This is a genomic window from Pseudomonas sp. JC1203 (genome assembly GCF_056175065.1).
In genome coordinates, this window is the sequence record NZ_JBWCAM010000025.1 from 1 (window position 1) to 23,063 (window position 23,063).

Sequence of the window (23,063 nt, forward strand, 5' to 3'; positions counted from 1 at the left end):
GCCAACCGGGGTAGGAGCCGACCTTGGTCGCGATGCATACACCGCAAATGAACCTGCCATGCGACCGGCGTCGCGGCCATCGCGGCCAAGGCCGGCTCCTACCGCCGACCGGGGTAGGAGCCGACCTTGGTCGCGATGCATACACCGCAAATGCCCCTGCCATGCGACCGGCGTCGCGGCCATCGCGGCCAAGGCCGGCTCCTACCGCCGACCGGGGTAGGAGCCGACCTTGGTCGCGATGCATACACCGCGAATGCCCCTGCCATGCGACCGGCGTCGCGGCCATCGCGGCCAAGGCCGGCTCCTACCGCCGACCGTGGTAGGAGCCGGCACCGCGATTCGCACAGCCGGCAATAATCAGAAGCTATTCAGAGCCCCGCAGCGCGCCCGCATGCACTAGGTTTGGGTTTTGCCAAGGAGGCACTCCCCCCATGCACAAATCATCCAACCTGCGGAACGGTCGCTTCTCTGAATTGAATCGCGTGTACCTGTTGACCACGGTCACTCTCGATCGCAAGACGCTTTTCACGCACCGGCACCTTGCACGCCCGGTGATCGATGCAATCAAAACAGCCGAGCGGGAGCAAGCCGCGCGCACCATCTGCTGGGTGCTGATGCCTGACCATCTACATTGGCTGGCAGAGCTGCGCCAAGGCACCCTGGCCGGGCTGATGGGGCGCCTCAAGTCTCGATCAACGCTTGGTATCAATCGCGCTGGCGGCACCTCGGGCCCCGTCTGGCAACGGGGCTATCACGACCACGCCCTGCGCCAGGAAGAGGATCTCATGCGCATGGCACGTTATGTGGTCGCCAATCCGATTCGCGCCGGGATCGTGGCGTGTCCCGCCGGCTACCCGATCTGGGACGCGTGCTGGCGCACCGAAAGCGCGCTTACAACACCTGCTGATCAGTAATCATCGACTGCACGATGAAGTCTTTCTGCGCAGGGGTCAGGGTGTCCCAGATGTGGGTTTTGCCGTACAGGCCCAAGCCACCAATGATGTACAGCACCAAGGCGCAGATGATGGCGATGGAGGTAGCGGTCCAACGACCTTCGTCATGTTCTTCGTGGGCGCCCTGCAGTTCGGCGCGCGGGCTGACGGAGGTACCGCTGAACAGGCGGCGGAACGTTTGCAACAGGAAAAGCAGGACCAGGCGCAGCATGGTTTTTCAGTCTCTCTAAAAGGTACAGGGGGGCGCAGTCCGTGCGCGGCTGTGAATCAAAAAGCGGAAACGAAAAAGCCCGTCGCATGGACGGGCTTTTTTATAAGAAGGAAGGAGGCGTGCTCCTGCGGCTCTGGTGGCCGAATGAAGGGAATTTTACATGTACTGTTTGGTTAATTCCACACCTGTTAGCAAGCAAACGATGGACGGTCAGTCATCGTACAACCAACGCATCCACCAACCGCGTCCAATCAAACGGCACCGTATCGGCATACGTCATGCCCTGCTCCGCCATGCGCTCCACCAACCCGCGCTGGGTAGCGACAATGGCCAAACTCATATTCGGCGCCACGCCCACATCCGCCGCGGTCTTGGCCACTTCCTCCATCTCTTCGGCACGGCGCCGGCCATGTTCGGCCACGCGGCTGATCAGGTAATGCGGGAGCTCGGCGTCCCAGCCCATGCTGGGGAAGCTCTTGTGCAGCGACGCCAGCACCGCGTCCTCGGCGCCATATTGCCGGGCGGTGGACAGGCACTCGGTGGTCAGCGCCTCCAGCCCCTTGATCATCACGCTGCGGCACATCTTGATGGCCGAGGCCACGCCGACCTCCTCGGCGACCACGCGCACGTTGAAGCCCAGGGGTGCCAGCCACCCTGCGACTTCCTCGGCGCGCTCGCCGCCCAGCAGCAACGGCGTCTGCAGGCGCTGGGGCGGTACCGGCGCCATCACGGCGGCGTCAATGTAGCTGCCGCCGGCGGCCGTGATGGCGGCACAGGCGCTGCGCTTGGTGTTGGGCGCCACCGAGTTGATGTCCATGAACACCTGCCCCGGCACCATCAGCCCAGCCACCTGCTCGGCCACGCCCAGGGCGGAGCCGGCAGTGACGGCGCTGATGATCAGCTCGGCGCCGGCAATCGCTTCGGCAACCGTATTAAACAGGGCTACGCCACTGGCCGTGGCTTTGGCGCGCAGGGCCTCGCCCAAGCGGTCGAAAGCGCGCACCGCGAGGCCCTGCGACGCCAGGTCGTGGCCAAGGATACCGCCGGCTTCGCCGAAACCGATCAGGGCAATGCGAAGGCTGTGGTCTGTCATTTTGAGCTCTCTGGCAAAGTGGCAACAGGCGCCGTGGCGGCGCGTTCGGGGGCAGCGAGGTAGGCGTCGAAGCGCTGGCGGTCGAAGAGTTTTTCCCAGCGGCAGATAACGAACACCGCCACGCTGTTACCGATGACGTTGGTGGTGGAGGTGGCGATGGCCAGCACCCGGTCGATGCCGAACAGCAAGCCCACCGCGCCCATGGGCAGCACCCGCACGGTCTGCAGGGTGGCGGCCAGCTTGATCACCGCCCCGCCGGCCGAGCCGGCGCCGCCCTTGGAGGTCAGCAGCATCACCGCCAACAGGCTCAACTGCTGGCCCCAGGACAACGAGGTGTCGGTGGCCTGGGCCAGGAAGCCCAGGCCGCAGGCCATGTACAGGCAGGCGCCGTCGATGTTGAAACTGTAGCCGGCCGGCAGCACGAAGCCCACCACCGCTTCATCGCAACCGGCCTGCTTGAGCTTGTCCACCAGGCGCGGGAACGCCGCTTCGCTGGAGGCGGTGCCCATGGCGATGATCGCCTCTTCCTTGATCACCCGCAGAATCTTCAGCAGCGAGAACCCCGCCAGCGCCGCGACGCTGCCCAGGATCAGGAAGATGAAAATCAGCACGCTCGCGTAGTAGGTAAAGACGTAGCGCAGCAGGTACAGCAGGGTCGAATGCCCGTAGCTGCCCACCGCTGCCGCCATGGCCCCAAACGCACCCAGGGGCGACAGGCGCATGATGTAGCCCAGCAGCTTGAAGATCACCACCTGCCCTTCATTGAGCAGGCGCAGGCCCACCCAGTCGGGCTTCGCGCATTGCGCCAGGGCCACGCCGACCAGCACCGAGACGAACAGCACCGGCAGAATCTCGCCATCAACGAAGGCCGCCCCGAGGGTGCGCGGGATGATCGACAGCATGAAGTGGCTGAGGCTGAAACTGTCGGCGGCCAGGGCTGCGGTCTGCCCTGCCGCCTCGCCGGTCAGGGTGTCGGCCATGTGCAGGTGCAGCCCGTCACCGGGCCGCACCAGCGACACCACCACGAAGCCGGTGAGCATGGCCAGGGTGCTGACCACCTCGAAATACACCAGGGTCTTGATGCCGATACGGCCCAGGCGGCGGAAGTCGCCGATGTGGGCGATGCCGTGGACCACGGTGAAGAAGATGATCGGCCCCAGCAGCATCTTCAACAAAGCGATGAACGCCGTGCCCAGGGGCTTCATCTGCACCGCCACATCCGGTGCCAGCAGCCCCAGGGCGATGGCCAGGGCCATGGCGATAAGCACCTGGACGTATAGCTTGCCAAGCCATTTCATGGGTGTACCTCGTTGTTGTTTTTATGTCTCCCGAGGGTTGCATGGATGGATTTTGCTGGGGAAATGCGTTCGTTTGTGGGGGGCATGCGTTTTGTTTATACAACTTGGCGCCTGCCCGCCTCCGTCGGGAGTTTACGGGGTCGCCACTACCACGGCAGAAGGTTCACGAACTTTGCACAAGCCGTAATACAACAAGCCGCCCAACGCCGAACCGGTGAACCAGCCATAGTCGTAAAACCAGCTGAACGCCGAGCTTCCCAGCGACAGCAGTGTCAACACCGCAGGCACCCCGAACGCCACGAACCCGCGCCAGTGCCACGCCGGATAGACGCCATCCTTGTACAGCCCGGCCAGGTCCAGTTGCTGTTTGCGGATCAGGAAATAGTCCACCACCATGATCCCGGCGATGGGCCCCAGCAGGCTGGAATAGCCCAGAAGCCAGTTCGAAAACACTTTCTCGAGGCTGATATCCGAGACAATCCAGCCAAGTTTCTTCAGCAACTCATGCCCCATCAGCAATAGCCCCACCACGCCGGTCAGCAACACCGCGCGGGTACGGCCAATGAGCTTGGGCGCCAGGTTCTGGAAGTCATTGGTGGGCGAGACGATGTTGGCCGCCGTGTTGGTAGACAACGTGGCAACGACGATCAGCGCCATGGCCACCGCCACCCAGGCTGGACTCTTGATGTGGCCGATGAGGGTGACCGGGTCGGACACCATCTCGCCCACCAGCGACACCGAGGCGGCGGTCATGACCACGCCCAGGGAGGCGAACAGGAACATGGTCAGCGGCAACCCGAGGATCTGGCCGACAACTTGGGCCTTCTGGCTCTTGGCGTAGCGGCTGAAGTCGGGAATATTCAGTGACAGCGTTGCCCAGAAACCGACCATGGCGGTGAGCCCGGCGCAGAAATAGCTGACAACGCTGGCGCCCTCCGGCCGCTTGGGCGGCTGTGCCAATAGCTCGGTGAGGGATATGTTCGGCAAGGCCCACACCAGCAGGCCCACGCCCACCAACACCAATAGCGGCGCCGACAGGGTCTCCAACCACTTGATGGACTCGGCGCCGCGGATGACCACCCACAGGTTGAGGCACCAGAACAGCAGGAAGCCGATCACCTCGCCGGTCCCGCCCAGGGCCTTCCAGCCTTCGAACACCGAGCCCAGGAACAGGTGAATGGCCAGGCCGCCGAACAGCGTCTGGATGCCGAACCAGCCACAGGCCACCAGGGCACGGATCAGGCACGGCACGTTGGAGCCCATGACCCCGAACGAGGCGCGCAGCAACACCGGGAAGGGAATGCCATATTTAGTGCCGGCGAAGGCATTGAGGGTCAGGGGCACCAGCACGATGACGTTGGCCAACAGTATGGCCAGCAGCGCCTCCCCTACCGTCAGGCCGAAATAGGCGGTAAGCACCCCGCCAAGGGTGTAGGTCGGCACACAGATGGACATGCCAACCCACAACGCGGTGATGTGCCATTGGTTCCAGGTACGCTCATGAACCTTGGTGGGTGCGATATCGGCGTTGTACCGGGGGCTGTCCAGCACGTCGGTACCCGCGTGCAGCTCAAACAGGCCGTCACGCTCGGTGACGGTGGATTGGGTGGGGTGCATGGCCGCGTCCTTGAAAGGTTGTTATGACTCAGGGGCTATCAATTACCGTGCCGTGCACAGGCACCCTGTCCCACACCTGCTGCAAGCTCCTGATGCCACTCGCATTATTTTCAGATGCTGGACATGGCACGGTTGCTGTCCGATCGGTCAGGACTCGTATTGGTGCGCCGTCACGGGCGTGCGCACTTATTCGTGACCGCTACGCAAATATCAAATGCCGCAGCCGCTCTGTTTCCCTGCCGGGATGGATTCGATACTGGGCGCCTATCCTCTATCACTGTCACAGGAAACGCCCCATGAGCATCCCCGCCTTCGGCCTCGGCACCTTCCGCCTCAAAGACCAGGTTGTCATCGACGTGGTGCGCACCGCGCTGGAACTGGGCTACCGCACGATCGATACAGCACAGATCTACGGCAACGAGGCTGAAATCGGCCAGGCTATTACCGAGAGCACTGTGCCGCGCGACGAGCTGTTCATCACCACCAAGATCTGGGTCGACAACTTCGCTGCCGAGAAGCTGATTCCCAGCCTGCGCGAGAGCCTGGCCAAGCTGCGCACCGACCATGTCGACCTGACCCTGATCCACTGGCCATCACCCAAAAACGCTGTGGCCGTGAGCGAATTCATGACCGCCCTCGCCGAAGCCAAGGCGCTGGGCCTGACCCGCCAGATCGGCGTGTCGAACTTCACCATCGAGCTGATGCAGCAAGCCATCGCCGTGGTCGGCGCTGGCGAAATCGCCACCAACCAGATCGAGTTGCACCCCTACCTGCAGAACCGCAAGGTGGCCGAGTTCGCCCGCAACCAGGGCATCCAGGTCACCTCGTACATGACCCTGGCCTACGGCAAGGTCATTGATGACCCGGTGATCGCCGCCATCGCCGCGCGCCACCAGGCCACCACCGCCCAGGTCACCCTGGCGTGGGCCATGCAGCTGGGCTACGCGGTGATCCCGTCGTCCACCCGCCGCAACAACCTGGCCAGCAACCTGGCGGCCGTAAACCTGCGCCTGAGCGACGCCGACATGGCCGCAATCGCCGCCCTGGACCGCGGCGAACGCCTCACCAGCCCGGCCAGCGTGGCCCCCCACTGGGACTGACGCCCCCCCCCGTAGCAGCGGCCGAAGGCCGCGTCCTGGAGCAACGCAGGACCGCCGCCGGACGCAGCCTGCGGCAGCTGCTACGATGGCGTTGTCATTCGCTGCCTGCATGCACCCATGGAACTGCACATCACCTTCCCCACCCGCAAGGATCTGGGCGAGCAACTCTACCGCCAACTGTACGACGCCATCGACAGCGGCCGCCTGGCCGCCGGCACCCAGCTGCCGCCCACGCGCCTGCTGGCGACGCAACTGGGCGTGTCACGCAAGACCGTGGCCGATGCCTATTCACGCCTGACTTACGACAACCTGCTCAGCGGCCGCGTGGGCAGCGGCACCTTCGTCAATGCCCGGCCCATCACCCAGCCCGACGTGCAACCGGCCTCGCCGCTGGCGAGCGCCGCCGTGCTGGCGCTGTGGCGCGACATGCCCATGCCGCTCAGCCATGCCGCGGCCCAGGGCCGCGCCCGCTATGAATTCATCGGCGGCGCGTCGCTGAAAACCCACTTCCCTTTCGACCAGTGGCGGCGCTGCACCCTTTACGCCCTGCGCCAGTTCAACCGCTCGCGCGCCTTGCACGGTGACCCTCAAGGGCTGCCCGAGCTGCGCGAAGCCGTGGCGCGGCACATCGGCTTTGCCCGCGGCGTGCGCGCCAGTGTCGACAGCGTGCTGATCACCAACGGCGCGCAGCAGGCGCTGGACCTGATTGCCCGGGTGCTGATCGAGCCCGGTTGCAAGGTGGCCATGGAAGACCCCGGCTACCCCTTCGCCCGCCAGCTGTTCGCCGCCCAGCGCGCCGACGTGGTGGACGTGCCGGTGGACGACCAAGGGCTGCGCGTGGAGCTGATCCCGGAGGGCACCCGGTTGATCTACGTCACCCCCTCGCACCAGTTTCCGCTGGGCATGCCCATGAGCCTGGCCCGCCGCCAGGCGCTGTTGGCCCGCGCCGCGCAGCTGGGGGCGATCATCATCGAGGACGACTACGACAGCGAGTTCCGCTACGAGGGGCCGCCCACCGACTCCCTGCAGAGCCTGGACCCTTACGGCCTGGTGGCCTACATCGGCACTTTCTCCAAGACCCTGCTGCCCGAACTGCGCCTGGGCTACGCGGTGCTGCCGGCGGCCATTCTGCAAGCGGTGAAAGTGGCCAAGCAGTTGACCGACTGGCACACGCCCACCCTCAGCCAATGGGCCTTGGCCAAGTTCATCACCGAGGGCGAACTGCTCAAGCACGTACGCCGCTGCTTCGAGGTGTACAGCGCCCGCCGCGAACGCATTCTGCAGCGCCTGGCCGGTGACCTGGCGCCCTGGCTGGCCGCCGTGCCCGCCACCGCCGGCTACCACCTGACCGCCCTGAGCCAGTCGGACGCCGACCTGGGGGTGCTGATCAACGTGGCGCGCAAGGCCGAGGTGGGCCTGTACCCGATCACGCCGTTCTACAGCCGGCAAACGCCGGTGCCGGGGCTGTTGCTGGGCTTCGGCGCCATCGACCTGCTGGACATCGACCCGGCCCTGGACCGGGTGCGTGACATCTTCCAGCAATTGGCCCCCCGGTAAAGCGCCGCATTGGCTATTCGGTGCAATTGGCCTGAGCGTTAAGGTAGCTCCCACACAACATCTACCCCGGAGACACCGAAATGAACAAGCGCATCGAATGGGCCAAAGTCGCACCCGACGCCTACAAGGCCATGGTTGGCCTGGAGATGGCCCTGGCAAAATCCGGCCTGGAAAACTCGCTGCTGGAGCTGGTGCGCCTGCGCGCTTCGCAGCTCAACGGCTGCGCCTACTGCGTGAACATGCACGCCAACGATGCGCGCAAGGCGGGCGAAACCGAGGCCCGCCTGCAGACCCTGACCGTGTGGGAAGAAACGCCGTTCTTCACCCCGCGTGAGCGTGCGGCATTGGCCTGGGTGGAAAGCCTGACGCTGCTGTCCATCCATCACGCGCCACAACATCAATATGAAGCGTTGCTTGAGCACTTCAGCGAAGCGGAAGTGGCTAACCTGACCCTGGCGATTGCCACGATCAATGCCTGGAACCGTTTCGGCGTGGGCTTCGCCATGGTGCCGCAGGCCTGACTCGCGGTTCGCCCTGGGACCGCTGAGTTCCCGCAAGAGACAAATCCCCCCTGAGCGCTCTAGACTGGGCAAAAAACAATACGCCCAGTCAGGAGCCCTCCCCATGTCCACCCCGGAAATCTTCGTGGTCAGCGCCGCGCGCTCGGCCATCGGCAGTTTTGGCGGTTCGCTCAAGGATGTACCGCCCACCCAACTGGCCACCGACCTGGCCCGCGCCGCCCTTGAGCGGGCCAAACTGGCCCCCGAGCACATCGGCCATGTGGTGTTCGGCACGGTGATCCCCACCGAGCCGCGCGACGCCTACGTGTCGCGGGTGGCGGCGGTCAACGCCGGCATTCCTCAAGAGACACCTGCATTCAACGTCAACCGCCTGTGCGGCTCCGGCCTGCAGGCCATCGTTTCGGCGGCGCAGAGCCTGTTGCTGGGCGACGCCGGCGCGGTGTTGGCCGGCGGTGTCGAGTCGATGAGCCGTGGCCCGTATTTCCTGCAACAGACCCGCTGGGGCGCGCGCATGGGCGATATCCAGGCGCTGGACTACATGCTGGGCGTGCTGCACGACCCGTTCGCCAGCATTCACATGGGCATCACCGCGGAGAACATTGCCGAAAAGTACGGCATAACCCGGCAGATGCAGGATGAACTGGCGCTGGTCAGCCAGCAGCGCGCCGCGCGGGCCATTGCCGAGGGGCGGTTTGCCTCGCAGATCGTGCCTATCGAGATTGCCACGCGCAAAGGCCCGGTGACCTTCGCCGAGGACGAAAACGTGCGCGCCGTGGACGCCGAGCAGTTGGCGAAGATGAAGCCGGCGTTCAAGAAGGACGGCACGGTAACCCCGGGCAACGCCTCCAGCCTCAACGACGGCGCCGCCGCGCTGGTGCTGGCTACCGCCGAGACCGTGCGCGCCCATAACCTTGTGCCGCTGGCGCGGCTGGTGGGTTACGGCCACGCCGGCGTGGAGCCGGCGCTGATGGGCCTGGGGCCGATTCCCGCCACCCGCCAGGTGCTGCTCAAGGCCGGCCTGCGCGTGCAGGACCTGGACGTGATCGAGTCCAACGAAGCCTTCGCCGCCCAGGCCTGCGCCGTGGCCCGCGAGCTGGATTTCGACCCGGCCAAGGTCAACCCCAATGGCTCGGGCATCTCCCTGGGCCACCCGGTGGGCGCCACCGGCGCGATCATCGCCACCAAGGCCATCCACGAATTGCACCGCACCCAGGGCCGCTATGGCCTGGCGACCATGTGCATCGGTGGCGGCCAGGGTATCGCCGTATTGTTCGAACGCGTTTAATTGAAGGAACATGACATGACCGTGCAACACATCGCCGTCATCGGCGCCGGCACCATGGGCAATGGCATCGCGCAGGTGTGCGCGCTGTCCGGCTACAGCGTCACCCTGCTGGACATCAGCGACGCCGCCCTGGAAAAAGGCCTGGCCACCCTGGGCAAGAACCTGCAACGCCAGGTCAGCAAGGAAACCCTGACGCAGGACCAGGCCGACCAGGCCCTGGCGCGCATCACCACCAGCACCGACTACGCGCGCCTGGCTGCTGCCCAGCTGGTGATCGAGGCCGCCACCGAGAACCTCGGGCTCAAGCTGAAGATACTGCAGCAGATTGCCGCGCAGGTCAGTGACCAGTGCATCATCGCCACCAACACCTCGTCGTTGTCGGTGACCCAACTGGCCGCCAGCGTCAACGCCCCTGAGCGCTTCATCGGCCTGCACTTCTTCAACCCGGTGCCGATGATGGCGCTGGTGGAGGTGATTCGCGGCCTGCAGACCAGCGATGCCGCCAACGCCGTGGCCCTGGAACTGAGCGGGCGCCTGGGCAAGACCGCCATCAGCGCCGGCAACCGCCCAGGCTTCGTGGTCAACCGCATTCTGGTGCCGATGATCAACGAGGCCATCCTGGTGCTCAGCGAAGGCCTGGCCAGCGCCGAGGACATCGACACCGGCATGCGCCTGGGCTGCAACCAGCCCATCGGCCCGTTGGCGCTGGCCGACCTGATCGGCCTGGACACCCTGCTGGCGATCATGGATTCGTTCCTGGAGGGCTTTGGCGACAGCAAATACCGCGCCGCCCCCCTGCTGCGCGAAATGGTCGCCGCCGGCTACCTGGGGCGCAAGGCCGGGCGCGGCTTCCACCTGTACACGTAACAGACTGGACAAGCACACGCGCGGCTGCTTTGCTCTAACCGGCAACCTGAAGGACCCAGGCCGCGCATGTTCAAGACCATCGAGACGCAGCTACTCAAGACGCCGATGCCCCCCGAGCGGGTGGACGAGTTCTTCCAGCACGACTTCGAGCGCATGCGGCGCTTCTGCGTGCTGGTACTCGGCGCCAGCCTGTTCATATGGCTGATGTTCGACCTGATCGTCAGCTTCCAGGCCGGCCAGGGCCTTACCTGGCGTTCGCTGGTGTTCATGCTGCCCCTGGCGGCGCTGGTGCTGGCGGTGGCGTACGTGCGCCGGGTGCGCCATTTCGAATGGCTGAACCTGGCCTTCGTGCTAGTGATCGCCACGGCCACGCGCCTGGTGATCAACGGCCTGCCCAACGACCTTGAGGTAGGCTGGCTGGTGGTGGCTGCGGCCACCATCCTGTTCACCGCCACGGTCATGCCGCAGCGGCGCAGGGGCTTCTACGCCACGCTGGCCATCACCTGGGTCGTCCTCAACCCGTTCGCAAGCGACCTTCAGCCGTTCGACCTGAAGGGCAGCCTGGTGGTGTGCTACGCGCTGTTCCTCAGCGCCTTGACCACTTACGCCTACTTTTCGCTGCGGCTGATAAAACTGCACAACTTCTATATGTCGCGCCAATTGCTGGACCAGGCCTACTTCGACACCCTCACCGAAATTCCCAACCGCCGTTCATTCCTGACCCTGGCCGGCAAGCGCCTGCCTGCTGCCGCCCGTGACGGCGACCACTACCTGGCGATGATCGACATAGACAACTTCAAGAAGGTCAACGACACCCATGGCCACGACATCGGCGACGTGGTGCTCAAGCGCATCGCCGCCGACATCAAGGCCTGCATGGGCGAGTTCGTCTACGCGCGGCTGGGCGGCGAGGAGTTCGCCCTGTACATCTGGGGCCTGGGCCGCGACGAAGTGGCCCGCCGCGTGGACGCCCTGTGCGCCACGGTGCGCACAGCGCCAGTACGCTACCCGGTGACCATCAGCATCGGCGTGGCGCACATCGACCCGCGCGACAGCATGACCATGGCGCTGGTCAAGGCCGACCAGGCACTGTATGCCGCCAAGCACAACGGCAAGGACCGCTACACCTTCAACGACCGATAACCCTGTAGCAGCAACTGTCTTGAAACCGCGTTGCCTGCATCGCGACTAAAGTCGGCTCCTACGCTGTCCGTGGTAGGAGCCGGCCTTGGCCGCGATGCAGACGACGCGATCGACGAAGGTACACGCGCCCCCGTAGCAGCGGCCGCAGGCCGCGTCCCGGGCCACCGCCGAACGTCCGCGGACGCGGCTCGGCGACCCGCTGCTACACTGTGAAAACGCACATATCCATACATGGCCGCCGATGCTGGAAAATCTGCAACAGCGCATCATTCTCAAGGCTCGGCCCTCGGCGCAACGCCTCGCAATCGGCTTCATGGCGCTGGTGCTGCTGTCGTTGGTGGGCCTGGACACCTGGCAAAGCTGGACCGCCCGCACCCAGGCGCTGCGGGTGGCGCAGACCCACACCGCCAACCTTGCCCGCTCGCTTGCCCAGCACGCCGAAAGCACCGTGCAGGAAGCCGACACGGTGCTGGCAGACCTTGCCGAACGGGTACAAAGCGACGGCACCGGCCCCGGACAGCTGACGCGCCTGCACCGCCTGATGCAGGCCCGCACCCATGAACTGACGCAGCTGCACGGCCTGTTCATCTACGACAAGGACGGCCGCTGGCTGGTGACCTCCAACGACGTCGACCCGGCCGGCGTCAACAACGCCGACCGCGAATATTTCCAGTTCCACCGCTTCAACCGCGGCAACGCCGTGCACATCGGCCCGGTAATACGCAGCCGCACCAACAACCAGCTGATCATCCCTGTGTCGCGGCGCATCGAAGGGCCGGACGGCGCGTTTGCCGGGGTGGCCCTGGCAACCCTGGACCTGGAGTTCTTCAACCGTTTCTACCAATCCTTCGACCTCGACCGCCAGGGCGTCATCGTGCTGGCCCTGGGCAACGGCACGGTGCTGGCCCGGCGGCCGTTCGACGAGCACGTGATCGGCACCAGCCTGGCCAAGGGCCGGGTGTTCAGCGAACTGCTGCCCAACCAGCCCTCGGGCAGCAGCATGATGCCGTCGCTGATCGACGGCGTGTCACGGCTGTTCAGCTACAAGTCACTGGACAGGTACCCGCTGGTGGTGGAAGCCGCGCAGTCCAAGGACGCCATCTATGCCACCTGGCACGCCAACCTGCTGCGCTCGGCGGCGTTTATCCTGGTGGTGGGCGTGGCGCTGTCGATATTCGGCATCGCGCTGATTCGCCAGCTGCGCTACGGCCTGCGCACCGAGGCGCAACTGCGCAACGCCCACGCCGCGCTGGAGATCCTGGCCATGCAGGACGCCCTCACCGGGCTTGCCAACCGCCGCCAGCTGGATGCCGCCCTGCCCCACGAAATCGGCCGCGCCCGGCGCAACAGCAAGCCGCTGGGGTTGATCATGCTCGACGTCGACCATTTCAAGCGCTTCAACGACCTGTACGGCCACCCCGCCGGCGACCAGTGCCTGCGCGCCGTGGGCCGCGCGGTGCTGGACTGCGTGGGCCGCAGCAGTGACCTGGTGGTGCGCTATGGCGGTGAAGAGCTGCTGGTGGTGTTGCCCGAAAGCGACTGGACCGGCACCTGGCAGGTGGCGCACAAGATTCTCGACAGCGTGCGCGCGCTGATGATTCACCACGCCGGCAACGACGGCGGCCTGGTGACCTTGAGTGCGGGCGTGCACGTGTGGGTGCCGGAAGGCGAAGACACCCAGCCGCACCTGTTGATCCAGGCCGCCGACCAGGCCCTGTACCAGGCCAAGAGCCACGGCCGCAACCGCCTCTACCCACCCCAGCCGCAGCGCCAGGTGCAGCCCGAACCGCTGGTGTAAGCGTCAGCGGGTAACGGCCGCCGGCACGCTCAGCGGCTCCAGGCTGCCCAGTTCCATCAGGGTGAAATAGCCCTCGCTCCAGCCCGCCGTGTCGATGTGCCAGACGTTGCCCAGGCGCCGTGGCCTACGCAGCGGCGTGTGGCCGACAATCACCGCGCGCACGTCACGAATGCCGCTGCCGTCGCCACGCTTGATGCGGGCCCGCGACCACTGGCAGCCTTCGTCGGTGTAGGTATCGCCAGGCCAGCGGTGCTGCAGGAAGTCGCGCAACTGGCGCCAGGTGGGAAACGGGCAGTCGGCGTGCACCAGGCCTACCAGGCCACGGCTGGTCTCCACTTCCAGCGCCACCGGCAGCTGGCTGAAACGCTGGGCGTACAACTGCTGTTTTTCTGCGCTGGCGTCCAGGAACCAGGCGCCGCCGCTGGCGCGGTACATGCGCTCGTCGACGCTGATGTTGGCGTGGTGCTGGATGGCCAGGGCTTCGTGGTTGCCCTGCACGGCAAAGAACCAGGGGCGGTCCAGCCACTCCAGGCACTCTTCGCTTTGCGGGCCGCGGTCCACCAGGTCGCCCACGCTGAACAGGCGGTCGGTGGCCGGGTCGAAGCCCAGGCGGTCAAGGGTGGCTTGCAGGCGGCCGAAGTGGCCATGGATGTCGCCCACGGCAAAATCGCGACCACTGGGGTTGCGTGCGTAATGGGCGAATTTGTTCATGGCCTGCCTCCTTGAGCCTCGCTGCACCACGATATTCGTCCCGTGGCGCCGCGCGGTCAATGAATAGCTTGCCGGGGATGGCTCAGAGCTTGGCGATGGACACTTCGGTGGACTTCACGAACGCGATCACTTCGCTGCCCACTTTCAGCTCCAGCTCATGGATGGAGCGCGTGGTGATCACCGAGGTGACGATGCCGGAAGCCGTCTGCACATCGATTTCCGATACCACCGGGCCTTCGATGATCTCCTTGATCACGCCTTTGAACTGGTTGCGTACGTTGATGGCTTTGATGGTCATGGCACGATTCCCTTGTGTTGGAAGTTGCGGCCCAGTGCCGCGATGGGTTTACTGTGCCCCAGCCCAGTTAAAATCAAAAGGAATTGATTGTGCTTTTGATATTCCCAAAGTGCATATATATTCACGAGGTCAATTCTTCCGCCGCCTGGGCCTGGCGGCTCCACAACCGGTAATAGTGCCCGCGCTTGCGCAGCAGTTCCTCATGGCTGCCATCCTCCACCAACCGCCCATGGTCCATCACCAGGATGCGGTCCAGGTGCGCCACCGTCGACAGCCGGTGGGCCACCACCAGCACGGTCTTGTCGTCCATGATCTCGTCGAGCTTGTCCTGAATGAAGCGCTCGGTGATGGAGTCGAGGCTGGAGGTGGCCTCGTCCATCACCAGGATCGGCGCGTTCTTGAGGATCACCCGGGCGATGGCGATGCGTTGCCGCTGCCCACCGGACAACTTCACCCCACGTTCGCCCACCAGCGACTCGTAGCCGTGCTCCATCTCGCCGATGAAACCCTGGGCACCGGCGCGGTGAATGGCCGCGTCCAGTTCTTCATGGCTGGCATCCAGCCGGCCGTAATGGATATTTTCACGGATGGTGCGGTGGAACAGCCCCGGCTCCTGGGGTATGAGGCCGATCTGCCCGTGCAGCGAGTGCTGGGTAACCTGGCGCACGTCCTGGCCATCGATCAGCACCGCCCCGCCCTGCACGTCGTACAGGCGCAGTAGCAGGCTCAGCAGGGTCGACTTGCCCGAGCCCGACGAGCCCACCAGGCCCACGCGCTGGCCGGGCGGGATGGTCACGTTGAACTCATGGAAAATCGCCTGCCCGGGGCGGTAGCCGAAGGTCACGTTGCGAAACTCGATGTGCCCGCGCTGCACCTCCAGGCGCTCGGCGGCGGCCTGGTCGGTAACCTCGTGGGGGCGGACCAGGGTGCGCACGCCGTTGGCGATGTTGCCGGCCGCCTCGAAGAAGTCCAGCAGGCGCCGGGCCAGGTTGCCCACATCGTTGACAATCAGCAGCGACAGGCTGGTGGCCATGACGAAACCGGCCAGGTCCAGGCGCTGCTCGCGCCACAGGTACAGGGCCAGCAGCACCATGCCCAGTTTCAGCGCCACGCCCAGCCCCGACAGTAGCCAGCGGATCTTCTCCATGTAGATGAACGCCCGGTAGGCGGCCTTCATTTCGCGGTTGAGAAAGCCGTTGAGGTAGTCGTATTCATAGGCGTGGCGGGCGAACAGGCGGATGTTGGTGAGGTTGCTGACCGCGTCCACCACCTTGCCGTTGCTGAGGCTGCGCGCCGAGGAAAACTGCTGCGCCAGCGGCTGGCTGCGGCGTGCCAACCAGTAGCTGATGCCGGTGAACAACAGCGCCCACACCAGCATGAACTGGCCCAGCGCCGGGGCGGCCAGGTACAGCAACACTACCGAGACGCTGAGGGTGACCAGCACCGGAATCAGGTCGAACAGGACGATGGCGATGGTCATGTTCACCCCCATCGACACCTCCGAAACCTTGTGCGCCAGGGCGCCGGCGAACTCGCTGCTGACGAAGCGGTGGGAGTGCTGCTGCAGGTAGGCAAACAGCGTCTGGGTAACGGCGCGGCGCTGGATGGGCACCACGTGGATGTGGCAGCCGTTGCCGATGCGCAGCATCAGCATTTCCAGCACCAGCAGGCCGGCGAACAGCAGCAACGGCGTGTGCAGAACGTCGAAGGCCTGGTGAATATCGGCCAGGTGGCTGATCAGCCCGGTCAGGCGCCCCAGGCCCCAGGGGACCAGGATCGTGCACACGGCTGCGCCAATCTGCAGCAGCAGGATGGCCAGGTACCAAGCCTTGAAACGGCGCAGGAACAGCAGGACGAAGCCCAACGGGGTGCCCGGAAGGTGGTCGACCTTCCATTTTTCGGGCGTTGCAGTGCTCTGGGACATGGGATAGCGCTTCCTTGGCAAATCATCCGCAGGATACGGGGGCGAGCATGACAATCATGAAATGTGCCAGAGTTGGTACAGTGGGAGCTGGCTTGCCAGCGAGCTTTTCAGGGGCCCCAAAAACTCGCTGGCAAGCCAGCTCCCACAGGGGTTGGGCTAGCCCTTAGAACAACCCGGAGGTCGGCGGTGGCGTGCCTTTCAGCGCCCAGGCGCCGACCGCCGCGGCTTTCCAGTCGCGCGGGTTGTGGTTGGCCACGGTGCGGGCGTTGCGCCAGTGCCGGTCGAGGTTGTGCTGGCGGCTAGTGGTGGAGGCGCCGCCCACGTCGAACAGGCGCTCGGCGGCCTTCAGCGCGCTGTCGGCGGTGATGAACTGCGCCTGCGCCACTTCCACCGCGGCCTGCTCCACCAGCGCCGGCGCCTGGCCGGCGGCCCAGGCGCGGTCGATGGTGTCGGCGGCGCGCAGCACCACGGCTTCGGCGGCGTAGGCGCGGGCGGCGATCTCGCCCACGCTCAGTTCTACATAAGGGTCGTCCACCGAGCGCGTGGCGCTGCTGTGCTTGATCGGCCGCGCATGGGCCTGGGCAAAGCGCACCGCGTCGTTGAAGGCATTCCGGGCGATGCCGGCCTGCACAGTGGCGAGGAACAGCTGCAGGAACGGCGTGACGATGGTGCGCGTGCCCTCTTCCACGGTGCGCGTGCGCAACTCGTCCGGGTACACGATCACGTCGTCCAGGCGCGTGGTGCCGCTGGCGGTGAGGCGCTGGCCCATGGCGTCGAAGTCGTCCAGCAGCACCAGGCCCTGGCGGTCACGGGGCAGCACGAAGGAGCGCGGCAGGTCGTCCTCGTCCAGCGCCACCACGCTGATCCAGTCGGCGTACAGCGAGCCGGTGCTGTAGTACTTGCTGCCATTGACCCGGTAGTGGTCGCCCTGGCGCACGATGCGCGCGCTGATGGCGCCGTTGGCGCCGCCCACTTCCCAGCCGGCGTTGCCCAGCACGGCGCCGTCCAGGTAGCGGGCGAACCAGCGCTGGCGCTCGGCTTCGGCATCGTCGGCGGTGCTGGCCAGCAGGCCTTCGATGAAAGCCAGGCCCGGGCGCAGGGCCTGGGCGGTGTTGGAGTCGACGCTGGCCACGGCCAGCAACACTTCGATGGTGTCGCGCACACTGCCACCGGGGCCGCCGGCCGCCTGCGGAATGCGCAAGGTGTAGAGGCCGGCCTCGGCCAATTGGCGCACGGCCTCGTAGGGCAACTGGCGGTCGCGTTCGCGGGCTGCGGCGCCGGCCTCGATGGCCGGCAGCAAGGCGTTGATACGGTCTTTCAGGGCCTGAACGGTCATGGGTACTCCTGGGCGGTTCAAATGGCAATCTTCCATAGCCGCGACTCGTCGAAGAGCCACAGCGGGTTTTCGTCTTCCTGGGGCGGTGCCACCCATGCAACGCCGGCGCCGGCGCCGGGCAGGCGCGGCACCGCGGCCAGCAGGCGGCGGGTGTAGTCGTGGCGCGGCTGGTCGAACACCTGCGCCACCGGGCCGCTTTCCACCACCTGGCCGTGGCGCATCACCAGCACCTGGTCGCTGACCTGGCGAATCACCCCCAGGTCGTGGGAGATGAACAGATAGGCCACGCCCAGCTCGGCCTGCAGGTCGGCCAACAGGTCCAGCACCTGGGCCTGCACCGACACGTCCAGCGCCGACACCGGCTCGTCGCAGACAATCACCTTGGGGTTGCTGGCAATGGCGCGGGCAATGGCCACGCGCTGGCGCTGGCCACCGGACAATTGCAGCGGCCGGCGGCTGGCCAGGGCGCCGGGCAGGCGCACCTGGTCGAGCAATTTGGCCACGCGCGCGCCCTGCTCCGCCTTGGCCACGCCGGCCACGTCGAGGGCGTCGGCGAGGATCTGGCCGACGCTCCAGCGCGGGTCGAAGGAACTGAGCGGGTCCTGGTAGATCACGCTGATGTCGCGGCGGCGCAGGCGGCGCTGGGCCTCGCTGACCGTATCACCAACGGCGTTCCAGGGCTGGCCGGCGAAGGTCACGGTGCCGGCGTCCGGGGTCAGCAGGCCCAGGGCGATGCGTGCGGCGGTGGTCTTGCCCGAGCCCGACTCGCCGACAATGCCCAGGGTCTGGCCGGCGCGCAGCTCGAAACTGACGTCGTTCACCACCTGGCGTACCTGGCGGTCCGGGCCCACGTAGCGCTTGCCCAGGCCGCTGGCGCGCAACAGCACTTCACCCTGGTTCGGCCGCGCCGCGCGCCCATGCTCGCCGGGCACTGCGTCCAACAGCGCCTGGGTGTAGGGGTGGCTGGGCTGGCGCAGCACCTGGTCGGTGGGCCCCTGCTCCACCACTTCGCCGTGGCGCAGCACCAGCACCTCGTCGGCCAGCTGCGCGACCACGGCCAGGTCATGGCTGATGATCAGCAGCGAGTCGCCCCGCGCCTTGATCGCCTGCAGCACTTCCAGAATCTGCGCCTGCACCGTGGCGTCCAGGGCCGTGGTCGGTTCGTCGGCAATCACCAGGTGCGGGTCCAGGGCCAGGGCGCTGGCGATCAGCGCGCGCTGGCGCAGCCCGCCAGACAGTTGGTCGGGGCGCTGCCGCGCACGCAGCGCCGGCTCCGGCACGCCCACCCGTTCCAGCAGCGCTTGCACGCGCTGCGGGCGGCTGGCGGCGGTGCCCCACTGGTGAGTGGTCAGCACTTCGAGAATTTCCTTGCCCACCGGCCGCAACGGGTCCAGGGACACCAGCGCGTCCTGCAGCACGAAGCCGATGGCCTGGCCACGCAGCTGGCGCCATTGCCGTTCGGACAGCTTCAGCAGGTCGTGGTCGCCGTAACGCAGGGTGCGCGCGCTGATCTGCGCGCCGGCGCCGGCCAGGCCGATCAGGCTGCGCGCGGTGACGCTCTTGCCCGAGCCGGACTCACCCACCAGCGCCAGGGTCTTGCCCGGGGCCAGGGTGAAGCTCACGTCACGGACCACGCTGTGGTCGCCAAAGCGAATCGACAGCCCTTCGACAATCAGGGTTTTGCGGCTCATGACAGGCGGCCCTCCAGGCGTTGTTGCAGGTAACGGCCCAGCACCGTGGTGGACAGCGTGGTGAGCACAATGAACAGGCCCGGGACGAAGGTCAGCCACGGCGCGTTGACCACGAAGTCGCGGCCCATGGACAGCATGGTTCCCCACTCCGGTGCCGGTGGCTTGGCGCCCAGGCCCAGGAAGCTCAGCGCCGAGGCCCAGACGATGGCCTGGCCGACGCCCATGGTCATGGTCACCACCAGCGGCCGCAGGGCATTGGGCAGCAGTTGCCGGAGGATGATGCGCGCCGGGCGGTGGCCCAGGGCGCGGGCGGCTTCGATGTAGCCGGCGTTGCGCACGCTCAACACCTGGCCGCGCACCATGCGGGCGTAACCCGGCGCGCCGCCGATGCCGGTGGCGATGATCAGCGGGCCAATGCCGCTGCCGAACACCGCCACGAACAGCAATGCCAGCACCAGCGACGGGAAGGCGAACAGCACTTCCAGCAGCCAGCCGATGGCCCGGTCGGTCCAGCCGCCCAGCAGGCCGCCCAGCAGCCCCAGGCTGATGGCGATGGACATGGCCAACGCGGTGGCCGCCACGCCGATGAACAGCGACTGGCGCGCGCCGTGGACGACACGGGCATAGATATCGCGGCCCGACTGGTCGGTGCCGAACCAGTGTGCCCAGCTGGGCGGGTGGAAGGCGTCGCGCGGCACGATGGCCAGCGGGTCAGTGTGGCTGAACAGGTCTGGCACCAGCGCTGCGGCCAGCAGCCAGGCAATGAACAGGCCCGCCAGCAGCGTGCCCCAGCGGACGCTCAGGCGCTGGCGCGGCAATGCCAGCACCGGTGCTTCAAGGACTAATTGGCTCATGGGCGTTGCTCCGCCAGGCGTGGGTCGATCCATTCGTACAGCAGGTCGATGAGAATGTTGGCCAGCACATAGCCGGCGGCTACCACCAGGCTGATGCCGATGGTCAGGGGCAGGTCCTGGGCCTGCACCGCCTGGTACAGCTGGCGGCCGAGGCCCTTGCGGGAAAAGATCACTTCCACCACCACCGCGCCGCTGATCAGCGCGCCGATGGCCCAGCCCGACAGCGACACCCCCGGCAGCACGGCGTGGCGCAGCGCATGCTTGAAGCGCACCGCCAGGTCGCTGAGGCCACGGGTGCGGGCGGTGAGCACGAAAGGCTGCTCCAGGGTGTGTTCCAGCGATTCGCGCGTGACCTGGCCGATGAACCCGGCCAGCGGAAACGCCAACGCGAAAGCCGGCAGCACCAGCGTGGCGAAGCCATCACTGCCCGCTGGCGGGAACCACTTCAGGCCGAAAGCGAACACCGCCAGCAGCACAATGCCCAGCCAGAACTGCGGCAGCGCCGCCGCCAGGGTCTCGGCCAGCGAGCCCAGCCGGCTCAGCCACGAGCGGCGCCCGGCCGTCACCAGGGTCCAGGCCAGCACCAGCAGCCACGCCAGCACCAGGGCCAGCACCAGCAGTTCCAGGGTTGGCCCGCTCTGCTCGGCCAGCACCTGGGTCACCGGCTGGTGCTGGGAGTAGGACACGCCCAGGTCACCGTGCAGCAGCTTCCACAGGTACACGCCGTATTGCACCGCCAGCGGCTTGTCGAGGCCGAACTCACGGGTGGCCTCGGCGATGGTTTCCGCCGTGGGGTTGCCACTGGGCCCGCCGAGAATGGCCAGCACCGGGTCACCAGGCATCAGCCGCAGGGCGAAGAACGTCAGGGTGGCCACGGCCCACAGCACCAGCACCGCGCCGCCCAGGCGCCAGGCGGCGCGCTGGCCCAGGTGAACCAGGCGCTGGCGCCGGGGGTTGTCGAGCGTCACGATGGCATTCATGGTTTCACTCCTTTGTTCTGGCCTTTGTCCACCCAGGCGTCATACAGGTAGGTCACCGCCAGGGACGGCTCGATGCGCACCCCCTGGGTGGTCTTGTAGATGCCCAGGCGCGTGCTTTGCGGGTAGGTGGTCAGTTCCAGGTAGGCCTTGCTGGCCTGGGCCTGGGCCTGGTAGTACAAGGCCTGGCGCTGGGCCGGGTCCTGGGTGGCCAGGGCACTTTCGACCAGCTGGTCGAAATGGGGGTCGTTGTAGCCGGCGGTGTTCTGGTGGTACCCGCCTACCCCGGCCGGCGCCAGGAACTGCGAGCTGAAGATGATGCGCAGCACGTCGGCGGTGTTGGTGTTCCAGTAGCCCAGGCGCACGTCGTAGTCCCACTTGGACTGGCGGTCGGTGGCCTGGGTGTCGCTCATCTGGTCGATGATCAGCTCGAAACCGGCAGCACGGGTGGTGGCCTGCACCTGCTCCCACAGGGTCTGCTCGGAGGGCGCGGTGCGGTTGCCCATCACCACGTGCACCTGCAGGCGCTTGCCGTCCCTGGTGCGGTAGCCGTCGGCGTCGCGCTGGGTGTAGCCGGCGGCGTCCAGCAACTGCGCGGCGCGCGCCGGGTCGTAGTCCTGGGCGTGCTCGAAGTCGGCGCTGTAGAAGCGCGTGGCCACGCTCAGCGGCCCGCCGGCGCGGGGGAACTCGCCGAAGTACACGCTTTTCAGCGCGCCGTCGATGTCGGCGCTGCGCACGAAGGCTTCACGCACGCGCACGTCGTTGAACGGCGCGCGGGTAATGTTCAACGTGCCGTTGGTGGGGTTGCCGGGGCGCTGGGCAATCAGGATGTTCAGGTCAGGGTTGTGCCGCGCAGCCTCGTGGGACTCGGGCGGCAGCGCCTCGATGACGTCCACCTCGCCGGCCTGCAGCGAGGCGAAGCGCACCGACGGCTCCTGAATGAATTTCCACACAATGCGGTCCAGGTACGCCGGGCCGTTGTGCCTGGCCGTAGGCGGCGCCCAGTGGTAGTCGGGGTTGCGCACCAGCTCCACCTGGCTCTGGCGGTCCCAGCGCACCACCTTGAACGGCCCCGAGCCTACCGGCGACTCGCAGTTCTCGTCACGCGAGCGCAGCAGCGCGGTGGGCGACTCGATGCCCAGGAAGCCTTGCGCCAACACCTCCAGGAACGCCGCATACGGCGTGGCCAGGTGCACCACTGCCGTGTACGGGTCGACCACGTCGGTGCTGCGGTACTGGCGAATATAGCCACCGGCGGTGCTGGACTGGGTCTTGGGGTTGGCCATGTGGTCGAGGTTGGCCTTCACCGCCGCAGCCGTGAACGGCGTGCCATCGGTGAAGTGCACGTCCTTGCGCAGGTGGAAGGTGTAGGTGGTGCCGTCGGCCGACACCTCCCAGCTTTCCGCCAGCCAGGGGCCGATCTTGCCGTTCTCGTCCATGGACACCAGCGAATCCAGGTACTGCTGGCCGATAAACACCTGCGGCATGTCGCCCGCCACGTGGGGGTCCAGGCAGGTGGGCTCGCGGTCGGTGGCGTACACCAGCGTGCCGCCATTGACCGGCGTGCTGCTGCGCTGCGCCACCTGGGCGCTGCGGTCGCAGGCAGCCAGTGCCACACAGAGTGTGGCCAGGGTGAAAGTCTTGAAGGTTGAATGCACGGACGTCCCTCGGCGAATGATCCTTGAGGGGTGATTGCACAACCCGTGCCGGGTGTGGGAGGCCCGGTTTAAAGGGGTTGGCGTGGGATGGGAAGTCGCGAATGAGGCAAAGTGAACAAGGGGTGTTGCTGGGGCAACAGCTGAGGATCGCGCGCCGCCCCCCCGTAGCAG

The 23,063-nt window shown here is 66.3% G+C and carries 20 protein-coding genes; 8 read left to right on the forward strand and 12 right to left on the reverse strand.

The genetic code is table 11. From position 1 onward, the window contains the following. The first annotated feature begins 431 nt into the window (after nt 1-431). Entirely contained in the window at nt 432-914 is a 483-nt protein-coding gene (locus tag AC0SZ7_RS28035; protein WP_475507426.1) for an REP-associated tyrosine transposase, read from the forward strand. Here the strand turns inward: AC0SZ7_RS28035 and AC0SZ7_RS28040 are convergent. The 4 genes from AC0SZ7_RS28040 to AC0SZ7_RS28055 form a co-directional block, all read right to left on the reverse strand. After that, on the reverse strand, nt 892-1,164 hold the full coding sequence (locus AC0SZ7_RS28040) for a hypothetical protein (protein ID WP_416424441.1): 273 nt from the start codon (nt 1,162-1,164) through the stop codon (nt 892-894). The genes AC0SZ7_RS28035 and AC0SZ7_RS28040 overlap by 23 nt on opposite strands. A 214-nt stretch (nt 1,165-1,378) precedes the next feature. Continuing rightward, nucleotides 1,379-2,257, reverse strand: a complete 879-nt coding sequence (locus AC0SZ7_RS28045; protein ID WP_475507427.1) for a DUF1932 domain-containing protein — start codon at nt 2,255-2,257, stop codon at nt 1,379-1,381. After that, nucleotides 2,254-3,555: a cation:dicarboxylate symporter family transporter gene (locus tag AC0SZ7_RS28050; protein WP_475507428.1), complete on the reverse strand. Its 1,302-nt coding sequence runs from the start codon at nt 3,553-3,555 to the stop codon at nt 2,254-2,256. The genes AC0SZ7_RS28045 and AC0SZ7_RS28050 overlap by 4 nt, the downstream gene beginning before the upstream one ends. A gap of 132 nt (nt 3,556-3,687) precedes the next feature. After that, complete coding sequence (locus AC0SZ7_RS28055) at nt 3,688-5,172, reverse strand: NCS1 family nucleobase:cation symporter-1 (protein ID WP_475507429.1); 1,485 nt, start codon at nt 5,170-5,172, stop codon at nt 3,688-3,690. Between the two features lie 296 nt (nt 5,173-5,468). On the opposite strand from AC0SZ7_RS28055, the gene dkgB reads away from it, so the two are divergent. The 7 genes from dkgB (at nt 5,469) to AC0SZ7_RS28090 (ending at nt 13,443) form a co-directional block, all read left to right on the forward strand. After that, nucleotides 5,469-6,272: a 2,5-didehydrogluconate reductase DkgB gene (gene dkgB / locus AC0SZ7_RS28060; RefSeq protein WP_475507430.1), complete on the forward strand. Its 804-nt coding sequence runs from the start codon at nt 5,469-5,471 to the stop codon at nt 6,270-6,272. 117 nt (nt 6,273-6,389) lie between these two features. Beyond that, a complete protein-coding gene (gene pdxR / locus AC0SZ7_RS28065) occupies nt 6,390-7,829 on the forward strand; it encodes a MocR-like pyridoxine biosynthesis transcription factor PdxR (RefSeq protein WP_475507431.1) in 1,440 nt (479 codons plus the stop codon). Nucleotides 7,830-7,909: 80 nt separating this feature from the next. After that, nucleotides 7,910-8,350, forward strand: a complete 441-nt coding sequence (locus tag AC0SZ7_RS28070; protein ID WP_475507432.1) for a carboxymuconolactone decarboxylase family protein — start codon at nt 7,910-7,912, stop codon at nt 8,348-8,350. 103 nt (nt 8,351-8,453) lie between these two features. Further along, nucleotides 8,454-9,635, forward strand: coding sequence for an acetyl-CoA C-acyltransferase family protein (locus AC0SZ7_RS28075; protein WP_475507433.1), 1,182 nt, complete (start codon nt 8,454-8,456; stop codon nt 9,633-9,635). A 15-nt stretch (nt 9,636-9,650) separates the two neighbouring features. Continuing rightward, on the forward strand, nt 9,651-10,502 hold the full coding sequence (locus AC0SZ7_RS28080) for a 3-hydroxybutyryl-CoA dehydrogenase (RefSeq protein WP_475507434.1): 852 nt from the start codon (nt 9,651-9,653) through the stop codon (nt 10,500-10,502). Nucleotides 10,503-10,568: 66 nt separating this feature from the next. Next, the gene (locus AC0SZ7_RS28085) at nt 10,569-11,645 is read left to right on the forward strand and encodes a GGDEF domain-containing protein (protein ID WP_475507435.1); all 1,077 of its coding nucleotides are present in this window, start codon (nt 10,569-10,571) and stop codon (nt 11,643-11,645) included. A 241-nt stretch (nt 11,646-11,886) separates the two neighbouring features. After that, the gene (locus AC0SZ7_RS28090) at nt 11,887-13,443 is read left to right on the forward strand and encodes a sensor domain-containing diguanylate cyclase (protein WP_475507436.1); all 1,557 of its coding nucleotides are present in this window, start codon (nt 11,887-11,889) and stop codon (nt 13,441-13,443) included. Nucleotides 13,444-13,446: 3 nt separating this feature from the next. Here AC0SZ7_RS28090 and AC0SZ7_RS28095 read toward each other — a convergent pair whose 3' ends face one another. The 8 genes from AC0SZ7_RS28095 to AC0SZ7_RS28130 form a co-directional block, all read right to left on the reverse strand. Further along, complete coding sequence (locus AC0SZ7_RS28095; RefSeq protein WP_475507437.1) at nt 13,447-14,154, reverse strand: metallophosphoesterase; 708 nt, start codon at nt 14,152-14,154, stop codon at nt 13,447-13,449. An 82-nt stretch (nt 14,155-14,236) separates the two neighbouring features. Then, nucleotides 14,237-14,452, reverse strand: coding sequence for a TOBE domain-containing protein (locus AC0SZ7_RS28100; protein WP_008370939.1), 216 nt, complete (start codon nt 14,450-14,452; stop codon nt 14,237-14,239). Nucleotides 14,453-14,573: 121 nt separating this feature from the next. Beyond that, on the reverse strand, nt 14,574-16,376 hold the full coding sequence (locus AC0SZ7_RS28105) for an ABC transporter ATP-binding protein (RefSeq protein ID WP_475507438.1): 1,803 nt from the start codon (nt 16,374-16,376) through the stop codon (nt 14,574-14,576). 163 nt (nt 16,377-16,539) lie between these two features. Beyond that, entirely contained in the window at nt 16,540-17,712 is a 1,173-nt protein-coding gene (locus tag AC0SZ7_RS28110) for an acyl-CoA dehydrogenase family protein (protein ID WP_475507439.1), read from the reverse strand. Nucleotides 17,713-17,729: 17 nt separating this feature from the next. After that, nucleotides 17,730-19,403, reverse strand: a complete 1,674-nt coding sequence (locus AC0SZ7_RS28115; RefSeq protein WP_475507440.1) for a dipeptide ABC transporter ATP-binding protein — start codon at nt 19,401-19,403, stop codon at nt 17,730-17,732. After that, nucleotides 19,400-20,257 carry an ABC transporter permease gene (locus AC0SZ7_RS28120; RefSeq protein WP_475507441.1) on the reverse strand — a complete coding sequence of 286 codons (858 nt, stop codon included), beginning with the start codon at nt 20,255-20,257 and terminating at the stop codon, nt 19,400-19,402. The genes AC0SZ7_RS28115 and AC0SZ7_RS28120 overlap by 4 nt, the downstream gene beginning before the upstream one ends. Beyond that, the gene (locus AC0SZ7_RS28125; protein ID WP_475507442.1) at nt 20,254-21,237 is read right to left on the reverse strand and encodes an ABC transporter permease; all 984 of its coding nucleotides are present in this window, start codon (nt 21,235-21,237) and stop codon (nt 20,254-20,256) included. Before AC0SZ7_RS28125 ends, AC0SZ7_RS28120 begins: the two co-directional genes overlap by 4 nt. After that, a complete protein-coding gene (locus AC0SZ7_RS28130) occupies nt 21,234-22,892 on the reverse strand; it encodes an ABC transporter substrate-binding protein (protein ID WP_475507443.1) in 1,659 nt (552 codons plus the stop codon). Before AC0SZ7_RS28130 ends, AC0SZ7_RS28125 begins: the two co-directional genes overlap by 4 nt. Nucleotides 22,893-23,063: the final 171 nt, after the last annotated feature.